Genomic DNA, 19,190 nt, shown 5'->3' on the forward strand with positions numbered 1-19,190 from the left:
TAAGGTGATATTGGTGTTCTTAGATAAAATAGTTAATGCTAAAATGGCTTACACTTTTGATGATGTCTTATTAGTTCCTAATGCATCATACGTAGAGCCAAAGGATACTGATGTTTCAACAGATTTGGCAGGATTAAAGTTGAATATACCAATATTATCTGCTGCAATGGATACAGTTACTGAAAAAGAGATGGCAATTGCATTAGCAAGAAGGGGAGGACTCGGGGTAATCCACAGAAACATGTCAATACAGGATCAAGTTAAACACGTCCATGCTGTTAAGATGGCGGATGAATATATTGTTAAAGATGTCATAACAATCTCACCAGATTGCACAGTTAGTGAAGCTGTAAGGATTATGGATGAGAACTCAGTGAGTGGTTTACCAGTTGTTGATGAAAGTGACAAATTGGTAGGGATTATAACATTAAGAGACATTAAACCAATAAAAGACAGAAGTATAAAAGTAAAAGAAGTAATGACAAAGGATGTTGTTTCAGTAACAGAAGATATAACTCATGATGAAGCCTTAAACGTAATGTATGAAAACAGAATCGAAAGGTTACCAATAGTGGATGAAAACAACAAATTAGTTGGAATGATAACATTAAGAGATATTTTAAAAAGAAAGCAATACCCAGAGGCAGCAAGGGATAAAAAAGGTAGGTTATTGGTCGCTGCTGCATGTGGTCCTTATGACTTAGAGAGAGCGAGAGCGTTGGTGGAAGCTGAAGTTGACGCTATAGCAATTGACTGTGCTCATGCACATAACATGAAGGTTGTTGAACACGTAAAAATACTCAAAAAGGAATTAGAAGGAACAGATGTTAAGTTAATCGTTGGAAACATTGCTACAAAAGAAGCTGCTGAAGACTTAATTGCAGCAGGAGCTGATGTCTTAAAGGTTGGAATCGGTCCAGGAAGTATTTGTACAACAAGAGTCGTTGCTGGAGTTGGAGTTCCTCAATTAACAGCTGTTGCTGAGGTTGCAGATGTTGCAAAAGAACATAATGTCCCTGTTATCGCAGATGGGGGAATAAGGTACAGTGGAGATATTGCAAAGGCAATTGCTGCTGGGGCAGATGCAGTAATGCTTGGAAGTTTGTTGGCTGGAACTGATGAAGCACCAGGGCAATTGATGGTTATAAATGGAAGAAAATACAAGCAATACAGAGGGATGGGTTCATTAGGAGCAATGACTGGTGGAGTTGGAGCAGGAGCAGATAGATACTTCCAAAGCCACATGAAGCATGTTAAACTTGTTCCTGAAGGAGTTGAAGGAGCAGTTCCATACAAGGGGCCTGTAAGTGAAGTTATATTCCAACTCATTGGTGGTTTAAGGGCATCCATGGGATACTGTGGAGCAAGAACAATAAAAGAAATGCAAGAAAAAGCAAGATTCGTCTTAATAACCCAAAGCGGACAAAGAGAAAGCCACCCACACGATATAATTATAACCAATGAAGCTCCAAATTACCCATTAGGTAAGTAAATTTCTAATCCATTTTTTAAGTTTTTTAAGTTCTTTTTTAAAAAAATAAATCCGTGATTCCTATGAAACCCATGCTAATATTTTTAGGGACGATTTTAATATTCATAGGATTTTTTGTTGTTACATTGGGTATGATTTTACCAAGTGAAAAAACCGAAAAAAATATCCATGAAGAAGATAAAAAAGATATTCAATATTCAGGTATCGTGATGATAGGGCCTATACCAATTGTTTTTGGTAATTCTCCAGGTTTAATGATACTTTCCGTTTTGATACTATTGGCTATGATTTTGTGGGTGTTTTTGTTTTATATGAGTGTAAAAATTCCAAAATAAGCCTTATTAAGCTTTTTTTAATTTATTTTACCTAAAAACCTAAAATTACATTAAATTACATTATAAAAATGGATTATATGCAAGGTAAATTATAGTCGTGTGCGGAATAGTTGAATAACGTAGTTATTCAACTTCCCTGCAACCGAAGGTTGCAGTGGATTTTTAAACTTATTTATACATTAATGAATTTCTAAATAACATTTATCCATCCTTAAAATATACGGCAAAACCTTTTAGGTTTTGCCAAAAAATTGAAATAAGCCATAAATCTTTATGACTTTGTCAGTAGCATATTTCCAATTTCTAACGCACACGACTATAATGCAAATTAATTTATAGTTGATCCATAATATTTATTAATTTAAATTAACAAATTAATTTAATAAACAATCATAAAAATTTTAAAATATCTCCCCCACATATCTAAGACCACAAAATACCCAAGTGATAAAAATGGTAGAATTTGATGAAGAAACTTTTTTAAGTTTATATGGGGATAAAATAAGGGCATTTATTAAAGATTGCTTATCTACAAACTTAATAAAAAATAATATCTTCGAATTTGATATTGAAGCATTTTTAAGAACCTACCCAGAGGCATGTGAAGTAAATGACGTTATCATAGAGTATCCAAGAAAAGTTGAGGATGTTTTAAATTATTTATTTAGAGATGTCTATGTTGAGCTCTTTGGTGAAGATAAAGAGATTGAAAAAATTCAAATTGCATTTAAAAATCCTATTGGTTGTGAAAAGAAAATTGAAGATATCTCATCTTCTGATATAAATAAATTAGTTAAATTTGAAGGGATTATAGCAAAGGCAGGGAAAGTTTGTGCTTTATTAAAAAAAGCATGCTACGTGTGTCCAAAATGTGGGAACATAAGATACATAACCATCCACAACTACTTCGAACTCCCAAAAATAAAATGTAATAATGAAAATTGTGGCAGTGATATGGTTTTGGACTTGGAAGAATCCTCCTACATAAACATTCAAGAGTTGGAAATACAACAGCCAATTGATTTAATGAAAAACCCCGATGACCCACCAAGGAGTATAAAGGTGTTCTTAGAGAACTCCGAGGGTATTTATTCTGGAAGAGTTGATGTTGTAGGAACTGTGATGAAAAAGAGAACAAGACCAAATCTACCAGTATTTGAAATTTATGTTAAAAGCAACTACATAAAATTAAACGAGAGCTACCAAAAAATTGAAGTTAGAGATATATTAAACAATCCTGACTTAATTGAGATTTTAAATGAACTCGGGAAAAAGAAGGGGATTATTGACATTCTTTCCCAATATCTAATCCCACAAATTAAGGGATATGAGATTGTTAAAAAAGCCATCTTCCTACAGCAGATAAAAGGATGCATGAAATTTTTACCTGATGGAACTCCGCTAAGAAGAGACAGTCACATTTTACTCATTACCGATCCGGGGATTGGGAAATCAACAATGCTTAGAAGGATAGCAAGACTATTCCCTCAAAATGCCTATGCTTCTGTAACAACTGCCACTGGTGGAGGTTTAACTGCCAACGTTGTTAGAGAAAGTACTGAGATTGGAGATGGATGGGTTGTGAAGCCGGGGGTTTTTGTTAGAGCAAATGAGGGAACTGCATGTATTGACGAGTTGACTGTTGATAAAAATGTTATGAAGTACATCTTAGAAGCAATGGAATCCCAAACCATCCATGTTAATAAGGGAGGTATAAACGTTAAACTCCCAGCAAAATGTGCAGTTTTGGCAGCATGTAACCCAAAGAGGGGAAGGTTTGACCCAAACATGGGAGTTATCGAGCAGATTGATATTCCAGCCCCATTGTTGAGCAGGTTTGATTTAATTTTCCCATTAAAAGATAAACCAGATAGGAGCAAAGATGCAGAGATTGCGGAGCATATTTTAAATACCCACATCGAGACAGCAACAAAGGAATTCAAAATCTTGGGAGAGCTTGATATTGACGGAATAAAGGTTGATGAGAGGATTTTGAAGAATTACATAATCTATGCAAGGACATGCGCATACTTTGAGGAGAATCATACTTTATATTTGGGAGAAGTCGATGAGAAAAAGTTAAAAACCCCATACCTAACAGATAAGGCAAAGAAAATAATTAAAGATTATTACATCAACATGAGAAAGTTAGGTGAAGGAGACAACCCAATACCTATAACTGCGAGACAGTTGGAGGCTATTATAAGGCTCTCTGAGATGCATGCAAAGGCAAGATTAAGTAGAAAGGTTGAAGAAGAGGATGCAAAAGCAGCAATTAGTATAATAGAGGAATGTTTAAAGCAGATTGCTTATGACCCAGAAACAGGGACATTCGACATTGATAAAGTTGCAGGAACTCCAAAATCAAAAATGCAAAAGATGGATGTTATATTAGATATTATAAAAGAGCTCTCTGCGCTTAATGATAATAACCTTGCAGCAGAAGATGAGATTATTGAAAAAGCTCAAGAATATGGCATATCTGAGATTGAGTGTGAGGATTTACTTGAAAAATTGAAGAAAAATGGAGAGATATTTTCTCCAAGGTTTGGATATTATAGAATAACCTAATTTTTTGTTTTTATTTTCAAATTTACTATTTTTGCTATTCTTTTTTAATAATATGTTGTGCTTAAATCTTACACAACCAAAAGATATTATATGCAAATTTTATAAGATTGTTTTATATCATTTTACATTAATAATATTGATTATTTGTGAGTTTTAATGTGAAGGAGTGAGATTATGAAAAAGATTACACTCATCGGTAGTAAGTTAGCTAAAATGGGGAATGAATTCGTATATATGGGAATTTTGGAGGAATGTGAGACTTGTAAATTTAAACGAATCTGTCACAACAACCTTGAAGTTGGAGGGAGGTATAAAATTGTAAGCGTCAGATCGGCAAATCATCAGTGCAAAATCCATGAAGATGGAGTTAAAGTTGTTGAAGTGGTTCCTGCAGAGTTTGTAATTATGGTTGAGGCCAAAAAAGCACTCGAGGGCGTTACATTAACACACACCCCCATAAACTGCGAGAACATATTTTGTGAGAACTACACATATTGCAATCCAGAAGGGATTAGTGAGGGGGATAAATATAAAATATTGTCTGTTATAAATGAAAAAATCAAATGTGAAAAAGGATTATCTTTGAGAAAAGTAGTTATAACATTGGAGAGACAATTATGAGTCTATAAACTTTCATAATACTTTTTCATTAGCAGTGCGTCATACTCCAACTTTGGGCTCTCGCAGATAACAACACCTTTAACATCAAAATCTTTCAATACCTTTAAAACGTCCTTATAATTAAATTTGGATTCTTTTAATGGAAGGTGGCTTCTCTCCCCTCCTTTTCCAAAATCTATTCCAGACATGTGGATGTGCATGTTTTTTATGGCATCTTTTCCTAATTTATCTTCAATCTTTGATAGTATATTGTGGAATGAGTTGTAATCATTAATCTTTCCCAAACTCCTCGCATATATGTGGGCAAAGTCCACACATGGCAAGATATTGAGTTCATAACAGAGGTCTATAATCTCATCAATACTACCAAACTGGGAAATCTTCCCCGTGGTTTCTGGCCTAAGCATGGATTTTATTTTGTTTTCTTCCATAATATCGAGGATCCTTTTTATGTTTGAAACAATTTTTTTATAAACTTCTTCTTTGTTCTTTTTTAAGTAATATCCGGGGTGGAAAACAACATTATCTCCACAAACATTTGTGATTTTTGCAGTATTGACGATTCTTCTTATACTCCCTTCAATTTTATCCTCTTCCTTTGCATTTAAGTTTATGTAGTAGGGTGCATGGGCACTCAGCACAACATCTTCCTTTGCATGGGATTTCAACTTTTTTGCATAATCCTCCTTCATGTTAACGCCTCTAACAAATTCCAACTCCAAAGCATTTAATCCAACTTTCCTTAAAAAAGTTATAGCATCATAATTACTCTTTGCATTTATAGGAATACCAGCAGTGCCAAATTTTAATCCCATAATCTCCCTCAAATTTTTTATGGCATTTTGTCTATAACTATAAAGATTTACGGAAAGAGGAAAATAAAATTAATTTAAAGTTAATGTTAATTTTAATGTAGTGGTGGTGTTATGATGAAGTATTATTTGGAACTGATGAGAGTGAAAAATTGCATAACTGCATCATTTGGAGCGTTTATTGGTGGTTTAATAGCATCTAACTTTAATTTTGGTTATTTATTTGTCTTAATTCTCGCATTTTTGGTAGTTTTCTTTATCTGTGGGTTTGGGAATGTTGTTAATGATATATATGATGTTGAGATAGATAAACTTAACAAACCTCACCGCCCTCTACCTTCAAACAAAATCTCAATAAAAAATGCATGGAGATTTGCATGGTTGTTGTTGATATTTGGGTTAGTTTTGTCATTTTTTAATGTTCTATGCTTTATTATTGCTTTAATTAATTCAGTTATGCTCTACTTATACGCAAAAAAATACAAAAGGAATAAAATTATTGGCAATTTTATTGTTGCTTATCTAACTGGATCCGTATTCCTCTTTGGTGGGGTCGCAGTTAATAATATGCCTATTGTGACAATATTGTTCTTATGTGCGATGTTTGCAACATGGTGTAGAGAGATTATAAAGGATTTTGAGGATATTGATGGGGATATGAAAGAGGGAGTTGTATCTCTCCCAATAAAATATGGAAAAAAATCCCTATACATTGCTGCCATGTTTATAATCGTTGCAGTTGCATTAAGCCCCCTCCCGTATATAATGGGTATTTTTGGAGAAATTTATTTGATTTTGATAATTTTATGTGATTTATCTTTTTTATATGTTATTTTTAAAGCCATAAAAAATCCTTCAAAAAATATAATGTCAAAAACCTCAAAATATTTAAAAATCATCATGAATCTTGTTTTAATGTGTTTTGTATTGGGAGCGTTAATGTAAGCTAAACACGTCATTGGTTTGGTTATATTTTTATTTTTTATTTTATTGTGTTTTATGTTGGTTTTTCATGTTTTGAAAAATTTCATATGGTTACACAACTTATCAAATTTCACTACAGTAATATATATAACATAAAAAGATAAAACATGATAAGAATTTGCATAAGGTTTATTGGGTGATTGTATGTTTCCAGGTGGAAGATTAAATCCAAGGATGTTAAAGCAAATGCAAAAGATGATGAAAGATTTTGGTATGGATTCTGAGGATTTGAATGTTGTTAGAGTTATATTTGAATTCGAAGATGAAGAATGGGTTTTTGAAAAACCAAAAGTTCAAGTAGTGGATATTTTCGGAGTTAAAACATACAGCATAACTGGAAAACCTAAAAAAATAAAAAAAGAAGAGAAAGAAATAAAGGATGAAGATGTCAAAGTAGAAATTACAGAGGAAGATGTTGAATTAGTTGCAAATCAATGTAATGTTTCAAAAGAAGAAGCAAGAAAGGCTTTAGAAGAATGCAACGGTGATATAGCAGAGGCAATACTTAAACTAAGTGAATAAAACTTTTAAAAATCATCAGTCAAGCAAAATTCTTTGGATTAGTCAAAACTTTTGTTTTTAATATTTGCTTTTTTATTTTATTTTTTATTTTTGAAATTTTTATGTAATTCATATTTTTGAATTTCTATATAAGATTCTAATGGTGGAAAAATGGATATTGAAGGATATGTTAGGAGAAATTTGAGGAAAAATATTCCAGAGGATAAAATTATAGAAGATGGATTTAGAAGGGTTATGGAAATAAAGGAAGATGTTAGTGAAGAATGGGCAAAAAGATTCATTAAGGCAGTTTTGGAGGAAGTAAAAACAACAGAAAAATACAAGGAAATTGATGATGAAACTTTAAAGAATATATTGGAATTCCCAAAATCCAATGTAACAATGGGTAAGATGGGAGTTGGAAGTAGGGGAGAAGGAGACTTTTTTGTGCATAGGGAGATAGCAAGGATAATCGAAAGCACTAAGCAAAAAGCAGAAGTTGATAGTAGGGAACAAGATGATGCAGGAGTTGTTAAGGCGGATGCAAAGTATATTGTTGTTGCTGTTGATGGAACACATTCAAGATTAAGTGAATTTCCATTTTTAGGGGGCTTTCATGTTGCAAGGGCAGCATTAAGGGATGTTTATGTTATGGGGGCAGAGGCAGTTGCATTGATAAGCGATGTTCATTTGGCAGATGATGGAGATGTGGGGAAGATTTTAGATTTCACAGCAGGAATTTGCACTGTTTCTGAAGCAATAAATGTTCCACTGGTTGCTGGAAGTACTTTGAGAGTTGGAGGAGATATGGTTTTAGGAGATAGGATGGTAAGTTCTGTTGGAGCTATTGGTGTTATAAAGGAGGGAAAACCGACAGCAAGGAAAAGGGCAGAGGTTGGGGATGTTATTTTAATGACTGAGGGAAGCGGTGGAGGAACGATAACAACAACCGCCCTATATTATGGCATGTTTGATGTGATTTATGAAACATTAAATGTGGATTTCTTAACGGCATGTAAGAGTTTAATTGAGAGTGGTTTAGTAAATCATGTGCATACAATGACAGATGTGACCAATGGAGGTTTGAGAGGAGATGCCTATGAAATTTCAAAAACCGCCAATGTTTCGTTAGTTTTTGATAAGGAGGTGGTTTATAAGCAAATAAATCCAAAAGTTTTGGATATGCTCAATAAGTTGGACATAGACCCATTGGGAGTTTCAATCGATTCTCTCCTAATCATTGCACCAGAGGAATATGCCGATGAAATAAGGAGGAAGGCAAAGGCAGAGATTGTTGGAGAGGTTAGGGAAGGAAATGAAAGCTATATTATTGATGACGGTAAAAAAATCCCGTTAGTTCCTAAGTTTAGGGAGGCAGCATATACACCAGTTAAAAAGGTTGTTGGGGAACAAAAACCAGAGGACTTTGAGGAGATGAAAGAAAGAGTTAGAAAAGCATGCGATGAGGCAATTAAAAAGAAAGATTTTGTATTGAAGTTGTTGAAAAAGAAAAAATTTATTTAAAAAATTAACAACCAACTAATCCATAACCTAAAAAACCTTTTCTTTTTTAAATTTTTTTAAATATTGATTTATTTCATCAGAAAAAATAGAAAATAAAAAAGCATTTATTTAATTCCCAATGCTTTGTTTGTTTTTTCAATAGATTTCATGTTGTCTTCTTCCATTTGGAGCATTGCTCTTATACAGTCAATGTTTTCTGGTACAACGTCACTTTCTTGGTGCACTGCTTGCATTAAGAATACTTCATTGTCAACGACATTAACGCTTTCTTCCCAAATTGCAATCTCATTTAAGTCATATCTCATTCTTCCTAAGTCCCTTGCATATTCAATAATTGTTGCTGTTGAATCAAAGCCCTCTGATGCCTTAACTGTTATTATTCTTGGTGTTTTTTCAATTGCATCTAAGATAGCATCTCTTGTAGTTCCTGTTGTCTCTACCATCAATGTGTGCATGTGCATCAATGTTGTTGGAACTACAACAGCAGAAGTTAAAATCTTCCCTTCAAACTTAGGAACTACTGAAACTACATCAGGCCCGTGGTGGGATGGAACTGTTGGTGGGTTTGGAACGATTGCATTGATTGGACCTCTTTTTGCATCGTTAGGGTCTGCTCCTCTCCTAATTAAAACAACTCTTGCTTTAACAATATCTGTAACTGAATCAATTGCATACAATGTCCTACACAACCCTGTTGTGTTACATGATACAACTCTAACATAGTCCTTTCCATAGCATCTATCATAACTCCACAATGCGTTGAAGTTGTCCTCAACATACTTTGCCTTTTCTCCCCCTTGCAAAATAGCCTTTACTTTGTATTTTTTGTAGATATTCTCTAAGTTGTCCTTCCCAATTCCACCAGGAGCACAATCGACAACTATGTCTGCATCTTCAATTACATCAAAAATAGTCCCCTCAATTTCAACCCCTTTTTCTTCAAATAGTTCCTTTCTCTCTGGAATTGCTGCGAATAATTTATAACCCTTCTCAACAGCCAATCTTGCTTCAAAATCTGGTTTTGTTTTTGTAACTCCAATTACCTCCATATCATCTTGCTTTGCAACTGCATCAGCAACTCTCTTACCTATTGAACCATATCCGTTTATTAATACTTTAACTGCCATTATACCACCACTCTTAAACAATTACTCTTAAACAATCAAAAATCAGTATAAAACTAAATCCAATTTTATAACTAAAATTTGTTGAACTTCTATATATAACTTAATATAACTTAACTATAACATTAATTATAACCAAATAGCAACAATAATAGTTAGTGATAAAAGGTATTAAAATCAGGTATTGAAATTATAGACAATAAGTTTTACCATGAAAATAATGACATTGGGATACATATGAAAGAAATCTTAAATAAAATACAGGAATTAAGGAAAAAAGACAGTAGTAACTTCAAAATCTTAGGGGAATATATAAAAGATCTGGATGAGGAAAAGTACAACTACATAATATTTAGGCTCAAAAAGCAAATAGAAATTGTTGAAAAATATAAGCCAAAGGTTAGACCTGCAATAGATCCTATGGTCTCTATGGAGTTGGGTGTTTATAGGAGATTGGATGACTACGAACTTGGAAAACTTCTGAATTACCCAGAGTGCTGCATAAAATCCTTTGCTGAGGATTTTAGAATAGGAATTGACAGTGAGCACTTAAAAGAAGCGGAAGAAATAAAAGAAAAATTCAGTAATGCTTATGCGATAATTTTGCCATCTGGATTCATACCATGCAGTTTAAAATGTGAAAAAAGTTGGAAGAGGAATTTAATAGCTGTTGTAACAGAGGAGGAATATTATAAAATTTTAGAATTGGAGAGGAAGCTAAAAGAAAAACTTCCACATTTCCATGGGGCATATGATGAATACTATGAAAAAATAATACTTAAATAATACTAAAAATGATGATAAGGTGAAGTGGTTAATATGTATATAATTATAGCAGGTATTGGTAGGGTCGGCTACACCCTTGCAAAGTCGTTGTCTGGAAAGGGTTATGATTTGGTTTTAATAGATATTGACAAAGAAAAATGCAAAACTATCTCTGCAGAGCTCGATGCCCTTGTTATACATGGGGATTGCACAAAAACAAAAATTTTAGAGGATGCCGGCATTGAAGATGCGGATATATTTATAGCAGTTACTGGGAAGGAGGAAATAAATCTAATGAGTTCATTAATTGCAAAGGATTATGGTGTTGCAAAGACAATAGCAAGGGTTAGTGAGCCAGAATATAAGGATGTTTTTGAAAGGTTGGGTGTGGATGTTGTTATAAGCCCAGAGCTTGTAGCGGCAAATTATATAGAGAAACTTATAGAGAGACCTGGAGTTGTTGATTTGGCAATTGTTGGTAGGGGAGATGCAGAGATTCTTGAATTGGTGATACCTCAAAATTCAAAGGTTGCAAATAAAAAAATAAAGGACTTAGGAAGACCAAAGGATTACTTGATTATTGCTGTTTATGAGGATAAAGAATTAAAAATTCCAGATGGAAATACCGAATTGAAGCCAGGAGAGAGGATTTTAGTACTTGTCAAGTCAGATTCTGTAGATGAGATAAGAAAGTTTTTTACAGAGTAAAAATGTCAATTAGGTTATTTTATTTTTAATTAATTTGTTTATTAATTTATTTGGATATTTAATCATTAGTAAAAAATAAATATGAGGAACAACACTATGGAAATTGTAAAGTTTGTTCATAATTTATGACTTATATTTAACAATAAATGAACAAAAATATATATTATGTGTATTTATAATATTTGAATTTTTTTATATTTTTTTATTTATATAATTCTAAATATCAATATAGACAAATAATAAATTCACCAAATCTCAGGTGAAAATCTTGAGAGTAGGTATAAACTCACAAGCTGTTAAAGAATTTAACAAAAATGGAATGGTTTGGGCAAAAGATGTAGAGTTAATTGAACTATCTCTTGCAGAAGTGGATTTTATTAATGATGGAAATCATGTAATTAAGTTGGCAGAAGAGCTTAGTGAAGAATACAATATTAGATATACAATTCATGCACCTTATCAAGATTCACCACTAAAATCTACGCGTATTAAGTTTACAGAAATAAACAATAAAAATATTAAGATAATGGAAAGAGTATTGGAGCTATCTTACAAACTTGGAGCAGAATGTGTGGTTATTCATGGCGGAGATGTCTTAGGTAAAAATTCAATTAAAAATGTAATAAAAAATCTTAAAGAAGTATGTAACACATCAAAAAATTATGGAATCACCTTAGCTCTTGAGAATGTATTTACAAATGAAAAAGGAATTAAACGTGCAGGTGAAACTCCAGAAGAACTTCTCTATATAGTAGAGAATGTAGGAAAAGATACCTTGGGTATAAATATAGATATTGGGCATGCATATATATCATCACAGATGCACAATATTAACATAGAAGATTATTTTGAAACTCTAAATGGACATGTAATTCATATTCATGCACATAACAATGTAGGACTTTGTGGTGAGGTCTGGGATAAGCATTTGCCTATCTTCAATGGAAAAATAGATTACACCAAATTGCAAAAAATGTTAAAGACTAAAAATATAATCCTTGAAGTCAAAAGTGGCTCCAGAGAAGAAGTTTTAGATAGCTTAAAATTTTTAAGTGGTAAAAAATGTAAAAAAACGTAAAAAATGAAGACAAATAATCCATATAGCTATTTTTCTTACATGGCTATGCAATTATAATTTCAACATCATTATCGTCTTCTTCATCATCATTATCTATAATTATATTGTCTTCATTTTCTTTAGCATATTCAACATCATTAACAACATTAACACTTTCATCTCTATTTTTATCATCTATATCAATATCTTTTCCTCCAATTTCAAAAAACGGTTTATATTTTATTTTTATTGTAATTTCTCCTTCTTCTATGTCCTTATTATAAGGAATTTCTATAGACTGAACTTCTTCAGATAGCAACTCTAAGGTAATATCCCCTTCTTTGAGTTTGGATGATTTAATATTTATATAGGATATAATAATGCCCTTCGGATTCTCAAAGGTAATCTTTATCTTGTCCATTTTATCCCTTCTTTCCAGTTATGATTGTTATTGGATTTTTTGCCATCATCATATATCCTATGCTTATTTTTTTCCCATAAGAGACGGATACATTTACCACTTCAACGTTGTAGTTGTATTTTTCTAATAGGGATATGACTCTTATAGCATTCTCCAATACAATAGTATTTGCAACGATGTGCTTTATCTCTTTTTTGTTTAGGGTTTTTATTATCTCTTCAATATCCTTTGTTCCCCCAATAAATGCCTTGTTAAAATCAATATCATTTAAAATTTCCTTTGCGTTGCCTTTTATAACTTTGCAGTTTTTTATCCCAAATTTTTTTAGGTTTTTTGTTGTGGTCTCTATGGCTTTGTCATCAACATCTATCGCATAAACAAATTTGCATCTTTTTGCAATTTCAACAGTCATCCCCCCACTCCCACAACCGATATCAACAACAACATCATCCTTATTCAGCCTTAATTTTCCTATACTAACTGCTCTAATCTCTTCTTTGGTTATTGGGACACCTTCCACTCTTATAAATTCATCATCAGGAATCATATTTTCACCAAATTTAAAAAATTTATATACCAAAAAATACAAACTAAATATATAAAATAATTTTTTAATTTGGTGAATGTTTAACAATGTTTAATATAATTAGGCGAAAACTCCTGCGGAGTTTTCGCTACTCGAAGCTTCGCTTCGATTAGGCGAAACTTTCGGTTTCGTTGCTCGAACCTTCGGTTCGATGGATATAACCGCAATAAATTTTTAAGGGCTATACAGGCTATTTCAAATTTTAAGGAAGCTATTCGAAATTCGTGAATATATAAATAAATTAAAAATCCACTGCAACCTTCGGTTGCAGGGAAGTTGAATAATCGTAGATTATTCAACTATTCCGCACACGACTATAACTTCGATGAATGTTTAACAATATATCTAATTTAAATGAGATTAGATAAATACCATCCAACTACAAAACAGCTAAATATTAAATATTTTGCATTTGGGGAGGGGAGATATTGCAATCACTAAGGATATTTAAGGTTATGGGCATACCAATCGAACTTCATATAACTTTTATTTTGTTACTAATTTTGGTTTACTTCTTATGGGGACTTGGGGGGCTTATTTTGTATAGCCTACTCTTTACTTCAGTTGTTTTGCATGAACTTGGGCATTCATATATTGCCAAAAAATATGGGGTAAAGATTGCAAAAATCATGCTTTTACCAATTGGTGGCGTGGCAATGATGGACAAAATCCCAAGGGAGGGGGAGTTTAAAATAGCAATTGCTGGACCTTTGGTTAGTGTTACGTTGGGAATTCTGCTTTTGGTATTTTCAAATTATGTGGATTTCAATGTAAGTGGATATCCATTATTTAAATCAATTGGATATTTGAATATACTGTTGGGAATTTTCAACCTTCTCCCAGCATTTCCTATGGATGGAGGAAGGATTTTAAGGGCTACATTATCAAAAAAGATAAGCTATATTAAGGCAACTAAAATAGCATCTACAATTGGCCAGTATTTTGCATTCATGATGCTAATTTTTGGATTATTGAACATGAATATTATTTTGATATTGATAGCAATCTTCATCTACGTTGGGGCTACGCAGGAATATAGGGCAGCGATATTTGATGAAGTATTCAAAAAGATAAAGGCAAAAGACATAATGACAACAAAAATAATCCACGTGCATCCAGAAATGAGTATTGACGAGTTCATTGATTTCATGCTAAAATACAGACATTTGGGTTATCCAGTAATTGAAAATGGTAATTTAGTGGGCGTAGTTACAATTAATGACATTGCAAATGTCGAAAAATCTAAAAAGATTAGGGACGTTATGAAAAATCCAATAATAGTTTCTCCGGATGCAGATGTTTCTGAAATTTTAGGTAGTATGGATGAGGAGGATAGGGTTTTTGTTGTAGAAAATGGTAATTTGAAGGGATTAATTTCAAAAACCGATGTATTGAGGGCATTGAGAATTCTTGGCTTAAAAGAGGGATTTTAGTTATGATACATTCAAATTAACAAATATACTTTCTGAAAATAATAAAAATAATTAAAATAATTAAGGATAACAATTAAGATATAAGGATATAAAGAAAAAATAATATTATTCTTCTTTTTTGCCACTATTTTTCCATTCAGTATAACCACATCTTCCGCATGCGTATCTGTTTAAGTGTTCAGCCATGAAGACACCAGGGCCACATTTTGGGCAGAATTTCTTTAATCTAACAACTTTGTCCCCTTCAATTTTGTAGTATTTGTATTTTTGTGTTTTTCCCATTATTCTCCCTCCGCAGCAACTTCTTCTTCAATTTTGTTCTTTTCTAAAACTGATTTCTTTTCAACCATGTTCATAATTTTTTCGTCGAAGTAGAGTTTTGCATAACCTCTTGCCTCTTGCTTACCAAATTCTTGGTCAATTCTATCTATAATAAGCATGTTTTTATCAACATTTAACATTGCAGCAAGTTTTAACTTGACGTCCTTTATTGTTGGTGTAGCTCCTTCAAATGTAACTATGAACCTAATTTCTCTTCTGCTTAATAATGGGTTTTGCCTATCTGATATAATCTTTATTTCCATGCTATCGCCTCTCCATCATTTTTAGTATTTCGTCGATTTGGTTCTTTAGCTCTTGTGTAATTTTCAAAAAAACAATACCTTCATTAGGTTGGCCATATAAAACAATAGTGTTTTCGGGAAAATACTTGATGACAGGGATGACCAATAGATCCTCTTCCCCTTTTACTAATAGTGCGATGTCCTTATCATTTATGTTTGCTAAGTATTTAATTTTTTCGATGGCCTCATCTGATATACATCCGGGAGGATTTTCGACTTCAAAGGTTTTTTTAAATTTATGTTCTATATCTACCTTAATATCCCTTTTTGTTTTTAAATCAAAAATCGACAAGTTTGGAATAATGCCCTTTGATAATAAGGTTTTTGTGGTAATATCACCAACAGAAACAACCTTTCCATTTATTGGAGGTAGTTCTTTATATACTTTTCCGAAGGGTTTTTTAAGTAATTTTCTAAGTTCATCTGTTAATATATACACGCTCACTCATCCTCCCAAATGTATTATTTTGCACTTAATGCAAACTTCCCCTTTACATCAATCTTTGCCTTCTTTGCAATCTCTGATTTTAATGGGTCAAGAACTATTAAGAGCCCTCTCCAATTTTCAGTTGTCTCTCCCATGCATAGTGGGCATCTTTCTTCGTTTGTTAGATATTTGCATTTTAGGCATGCCCTCATACACTCACCTGCAATTCCTTTTAATGTAAAAAATAAAAATATATTTAAACTCCTTAGTAACAGGCTTGATCAATCAGATGAAATCTTTCAGATTAGATAAAAATCCTTTCCAGATTTTCATTGCTAAAAAATCTGGTTTTAATTATAGTTGTTTGCCAATTTTATACGGCAAAACTTTGTTTTGCCATTTATTTTTTAAAAGGACGATAAACCAATTGTAAAATTCCAAATAAAGGTTAATTACTTCATATAATTTAAATAAAGTTTTCGTTCATTTGTAAGGCAAACAACTATACATTCCCAAACATTTCAGTTCAGAATGAATGGAATACAGTCGTGTGCAAATTTTTTAATTGTTATTTAAACCATAACTAATTTTAAATATTATTGGGTTATTCGTTTGATTGTTGGGATTTTTTCTTTTCTTCTTCAATCCATTCTAATTTACCCAATCCTGGTTGTCTCATTGTTAATGCTATTTTACTACCTCTTTTTCTTTCTTCTCTTAAACTTATTGCCACAATTCTTGCTCTTACTCTATCTCCAATCTCCAATACCTTACCAGTTTCTTTACCAATTATCGCCTCTCTTTTTGGGTCGTATGTTACATAATCATCCATAATTTGGGAGATGTGAATGAGCCCATCAAGAGGCCCCAACCTTACGAATGCCCCAAATTCAACAATATCCACAATTTCCCCTTCAACAACTTCATGCAACTCAGGAATGTAGATGAGAGCATCAAAAACTACTGGGTGGTATGCTGCTCCATCGCCATGAATGATTTTTCCTTCACCGATTTCTTTCACATCCACAATTGAAAGGATAAAACCAATGTCTCTATCCAAAATTCCCTCATATTTTTCTCTTAGGATGTTTGTAATGGTCTCCTTTAGTGGTCTTCCAAACATGTTTGGAGGGACTCTAATAACGTCAGAAATTGTTAAAATTTTATACAAATGACCACCTCGCACTTATTTTTGTTAAAACTCCAAAACAGGGGTAATTTGATGTTATGCATAAAATAGAACAATAAAAGTTAATATAAACAAAAAATAACATAAAACACTATCACGTATATTTTATCCTCATCATATATAAACCTAACTTTATAATTTAACATTATCTAAAAACATTAAGGTAACATAAGATTTAATATATACCTTACATCATTAAAGGATACCCACATAATTGATAATCCATATTATGATAATTCATAAGACTAATCCAGATTTTTGAGGGTGAAACGATGAGTGAAAAAATTGCAGTATTGGCATATTCTGGAGGATTGGATACAAGTTGCTGTTTGAAGCTATTGGAAGATCATTATGGATACAAGGTTGTCTCTGCATGTGTTGATGTTGGGCAACCAGAGGAAGAATTAAAAGAACCCGAAGAAAAGGCAAAAAAATTGGGAGTTTTGGAGCATTACACCATTGATGCTAAGGAAGAATTTGCAAGAGATTACATATTTAGAGCAATTAAAGCAAATGCAATGTATGAGGGTTACCCATTATCAACAGCATTGGCAAGACCACTGATTGCATTAAAGATCGTTGAACTCGCAAAGAAAATAGGTGCTGAAGCAGTAGCACACGGCTGTACAGGAAAAGGAAATGATCAATTTAGATTTGAGACTGTAATTAGAATAAAAGCACCAGAATTGAAAATAATTGCCCCAATAAGAGATCTAAACTTAACAAGAAAAGAAGAAATTGAATATGCAAAGCAAAAAGGTATCCCTATTCCAACTGAAAGCAAATCATTCAGTATTGATGAAAACTTGTGGGGTAGAAGTATTGAAGGTGGAGTTTTAGAGGATCCTATGGTTGAGCCACCAGAAGAGGCATTTGCTTGGACAAAGAATCCAAAAGAATGTACTGAGGAAGAAATAGTTGAGATTGAATTTGAAAATGGAGTTCCAGTTGCAATAAATGGGGAAAAATTAGAACCAGTTGAGTTGATAAAAAAAGCAAATGAAATTGCTGGAAGAAATGGCGTTGGAAGAATAGATATTATTGAAGATAGAATCATTGGCTTAAAATCAAGAGAAACCTACGAGTGTCCTGGGGCAGTAATGTTGATAACTGCACACAAAGCACTTGAACAGTTGGTATTGACAAGGGATGAGTTAAGATTTAAGGAAATTGTAGATAGCCTCTATGGAGAGTTGATTTATAGGGGATTGTGGTTTGACCCGTTGAGGGAAGATTTAGATGCATTTATTGACAAGACACAAGAAAGAGTAACTGGAAAGGTTAAGTTAAAATTGTATGCAGGAAGTTTGAGAGTTATAGGAAGAGAAAGTCCATATGCATTGTATTCAGAAAGCTTAGTATCATTCGATGACAAGGAATTAGACCAAAGAGAAATTATTGGAATGGTTAAATACCATGGATTACAAGCAGCATTGTATGAGAAAGTTAAAAACAAACTACAAAAATAAAATAAAAAATAGCAAAAACAAACTAAACAAAAAACAATAAAAATTGTCTTATTTTAATTTTAATTTAAATTTTCTATAATCATTTTTTAATTTCAACAAAATAATAGACCATCTATTAAATTTCTAAAGTTAAAAAAATAAAAAAAGAATCCAAAAAAAAAAACATAGAGCCAATGTCTGCGCTTTTACATATACTTCTGCAAGAATGAATTGATGAGAGGGATAAAGAGGATTTAAACCTTTTCAGCAAAGGCAAATTTACTCTTAACTGATGTAATTTTAATTGAGACTGTATCTCCTTTTTTGGTATCAGGGACAAAGACGACAAAGCCTTCAATTCTTGCGATGCCGTCCCCTCCCCTACCCATATCCTCAATCATTACAGTGTATTCTTGACCTTCTTTAACTGGAACATTTCTATCCATATTTCTTTTATTTCTATTAAAAACCATTTCATTCACCATATTCCATGTATAGAGTTTGTAGATATCCACATCCCGTAGGATGCTTTAACTTAATAGTTGTTCTCATAGTATATAAACCTATGC

The 19,190-nt window shown here is 32.6% G+C and carries 22 protein-coding genes; 12 read left to right on the forward strand and 10 right to left on the reverse strand.

Going from position 1 to position 19,190, the window contains the following annotated elements; genetic code table 11:
* Nucleotides 1-13 precede the first annotated feature (13 nt).
* The 4 genes from guaB to METIG_RS05070 all read left to right on the forward strand — a co-directional run bounded on the left by guaB (nt 14) and on the right by METIG_RS05070 (nt 5,019).
* Nucleotides 14-1,492 (forward strand): IMP dehydrogenase, encoded by a 1,479-nt coding sequence (gene guaB / locus METIG_RS05055; RefSeq protein ID WP_013799155.1) that lies wholly within the window; start codon nt 14-16, stop codon nt 1,490-1,492.
* A 62-nt stretch (nt 1,493-1,554) separates the two neighbouring features.
* Complete coding sequence (locus METIG_RS05060) at nt 1,555-1,827, forward strand: TIGR00304 family membrane protein (protein WP_013799156.1); 273 nt, start codon at nt 1,555-1,557, stop codon at nt 1,825-1,827.
* A 453-nt stretch (nt 1,828-2,280) separates the two neighbouring features.
* Entirely contained in the window at nt 2,281-4,398 is a 2,118-nt protein-coding gene (locus tag METIG_RS05065) for an ATP-binding protein (protein ID WP_013799157.1), read from the forward strand.
* A 174-nt stretch (nt 4,399-4,572) separates the two neighbouring features.
* The gene (locus tag METIG_RS05070) at nt 4,573-5,019 is read left to right on the forward strand and encodes a UPF0179 family protein (RefSeq protein WP_013799158.1); all 447 of its coding nucleotides are present in this window, start codon (nt 4,573-4,575) and stop codon (nt 5,017-5,019) included.
* Between the two features lie 2 nt (nt 5,020-5,021).
* Here the strand turns inward: METIG_RS05070 and METIG_RS05075 are convergent, their stop codons facing one another.
* Nucleotides 5,022-5,834, reverse strand: a complete 813-nt coding sequence (locus tag METIG_RS05075; protein ID WP_013799159.1) for a deoxyribonuclease IV — start codon at nt 5,832-5,834, stop codon at nt 5,022-5,024.
* Between the two features lie 111 nt (nt 5,835-5,945).
* Between METIG_RS05075 and METIG_RS05080 the strand changes: the two genes are divergently transcribed.
* The 3 genes from METIG_RS05080 to METIG_RS05090 all read left to right on the forward strand — a co-directional run bounded on the left by METIG_RS05080 (nt 5,946) and on the right by METIG_RS05090 (nt 8,840).
* Nucleotides 5,946-6,776 carry a UbiA family prenyltransferase gene (locus tag METIG_RS05080; RefSeq protein WP_013799160.1) on the forward strand — a complete coding sequence of 277 codons (831 nt, stop codon included), beginning with the start codon at nt 5,946-5,948 and terminating at the stop codon, nt 6,774-6,776.
* A gap of 183 nt (nt 6,777-6,959) precedes the next feature.
* Nucleotides 6,960-7,337, forward strand: a complete 378-nt coding sequence (locus METIG_RS05085) for a nascent polypeptide-associated complex protein (protein WP_013799161.1) — start codon at nt 6,960-6,962, stop codon at nt 7,335-7,337.
* Between the two features lie 150 nt (nt 7,338-7,487).
* On the forward strand, nt 7,488-8,840 hold the full coding sequence (locus tag METIG_RS05090) for an AIR synthase-related protein (protein WP_013799162.1): 1,353 nt from the start codon (nt 7,488-7,490) through the stop codon (nt 8,838-8,840).
* A 104-nt stretch (nt 8,841-8,944) separates the two neighbouring features.
* On the opposite strand, the gene METIG_RS05095 is transcribed toward METIG_RS05090, so the two are convergent.
* Nucleotides 8,945-9,967 (reverse strand): type II glyceraldehyde-3-phosphate dehydrogenase, encoded by a 1,023-nt coding sequence (locus METIG_RS05095; protein ID WP_013799163.1) that lies wholly within the window; start codon nt 9,965-9,967, stop codon nt 8,945-8,947.
* 234 nt (nt 9,968-10,201) lie between these two features.
* Between METIG_RS05095 and METIG_RS05100 the strand changes: the two genes are divergently transcribed.
* From METIG_RS05100 to METIG_RS05110, 3 genes are all read left to right on the forward strand, one after another.
* Nucleotides 10,202-10,750, forward strand: a complete 549-nt coding sequence (locus tag METIG_RS05100) for a DUF483 domain-containing protein (protein WP_013799164.1) — start codon at nt 10,202-10,204, stop codon at nt 10,748-10,750.
* Nucleotides 10,751-10,783: 33 nt separating this feature from the next.
* Nucleotides 10,784-11,437, forward strand: coding sequence for an NAD-binding protein (locus METIG_RS05105; RefSeq protein WP_013799165.1), 654 nt, complete (start codon nt 10,784-10,786; stop codon nt 11,435-11,437).
* Between the two features lie 268 nt (nt 11,438-11,705).
* On the forward strand, nt 11,706-12,515 hold the full coding sequence (locus METIG_RS05110) for a sugar phosphate isomerase/epimerase family protein (RefSeq protein WP_013799166.1): 810 nt from the start codon (nt 11,706-11,708) through the stop codon (nt 12,513-12,515).
* A 43-nt stretch (nt 12,516-12,558) separates the two neighbouring features.
* On the opposite strand, the gene METIG_RS05115 is transcribed toward METIG_RS05110, so the two are convergent.
* Nucleotides 12,559-12,915: a hypothetical protein gene (locus METIG_RS05115; protein ID WP_013799167.1), complete on the reverse strand. Its 357-nt coding sequence runs from the start codon at nt 12,913-12,915 to the stop codon at nt 12,559-12,561.
* Nucleotide 12,916: 1 nt separating this feature from the next.
* Nucleotides 12,917-13,462: a precorrin-6Y C5,15-methyltransferase (decarboxylating) subunit CbiT gene (gene cbiT / locus METIG_RS05120; protein WP_013799168.1), complete on the reverse strand. Its 546-nt coding sequence runs from the start codon at nt 13,460-13,462 to the stop codon at nt 12,917-12,919.
* A gap of 467 nt (nt 13,463-13,929) precedes the next feature.
* On the opposite strand from cbiT, the gene METIG_RS05125 reads away from it, so the two are divergent.
* Nucleotides 13,930-14,934 carry a CBS domain-containing protein gene (locus METIG_RS05125; RefSeq protein ID WP_013799169.1) on the forward strand — a complete coding sequence of 335 codons (1,005 nt, stop codon included), beginning with the start codon at nt 13,930-13,932 and terminating at the stop codon, nt 14,932-14,934.
* Between the two features lie 105 nt (nt 14,935-15,039).
* Here the strand turns inward: METIG_RS05125 and METIG_RS05130 are convergent, their stop codons facing one another.
* From METIG_RS05130 to METIG_RS05150, 5 genes are all read right to left on the reverse strand, one after another.
* Nucleotides 15,040-15,216: a 30S ribosomal protein S27ae gene (locus METIG_RS05130; RefSeq protein WP_013799170.1), complete on the reverse strand. Its 177-nt coding sequence runs from the start codon at nt 15,214-15,216 to the stop codon at nt 15,040-15,042.
* Nucleotides 15,216-15,518: a 30S ribosomal protein S24e gene (locus tag METIG_RS05135; protein ID WP_013799171.1), complete on the reverse strand. Its 303-nt coding sequence runs from the start codon at nt 15,516-15,518 to the stop codon at nt 15,216-15,218. The genes METIG_RS05130 and METIG_RS05135 overlap by 1 nt, the downstream gene beginning before the upstream one ends.
* Before the next feature lies 1 nt (nt 15,519).
* Nucleotides 15,520-15,996, reverse strand: coding sequence for a GTP-dependent dephospho-CoA kinase family protein (locus METIG_RS05140; protein WP_013799172.1), 477 nt, complete (start codon nt 15,994-15,996; stop codon nt 15,520-15,522).
* A 23-nt stretch (nt 15,997-16,019) separates the two neighbouring features.
* Nucleotides 16,020-16,196: a transcription elongation factor subunit Spt4 gene (spt4, locus tag METIG_RS05145; RefSeq protein ID WP_013799173.1), complete on the reverse strand. Its 177-nt coding sequence runs from the start codon at nt 16,194-16,196 to the stop codon at nt 16,020-16,022.
* 392 nt (nt 16,197-16,588) lie between these two features.
* Nucleotides 16,589-17,155, reverse strand: a complete 567-nt coding sequence (locus METIG_RS05150) for a DNA-directed RNA polymerase (protein ID WP_013799174.1) — start codon at nt 17,153-17,155, stop codon at nt 16,589-16,591.
* Between the two features lie 290 nt (nt 17,156-17,445).
* On the opposite strand from METIG_RS05150, the gene METIG_RS05155 reads away from it, so the two are divergent.
* Nucleotides 17,446-18,642: an argininosuccinate synthase gene (locus tag METIG_RS05155; RefSeq protein ID WP_013799175.1), complete on the forward strand. Its 1,197-nt coding sequence runs from the start codon at nt 17,446-17,448 to the stop codon at nt 18,640-18,642.
* Nucleotides 18,643-18,875: 233 nt separating this feature from the next.
* Here the strand turns inward: METIG_RS05155 and METIG_RS05160 are convergent, their stop codons facing one another.
* The gene (locus tag METIG_RS05160) at nt 18,876-19,094 is read right to left on the reverse strand and encodes a TRAM domain-containing protein (RefSeq protein WP_048055543.1); all 219 of its coding nucleotides are present in this window, start codon (nt 19,092-19,094) and stop codon (nt 18,876-18,878) included.
* Between the last annotated feature and the right edge of the window lie 96 nt (nt 19,095-19,190).

Source organism: Methanotorris igneus Kol 5 (genome assembly GCF_000214415.1).
GTDB lineage: Archaea > AGJL01 > Methanococci > Methanococcales > Methanococcaceae > Methanotorris > Methanotorris igneus.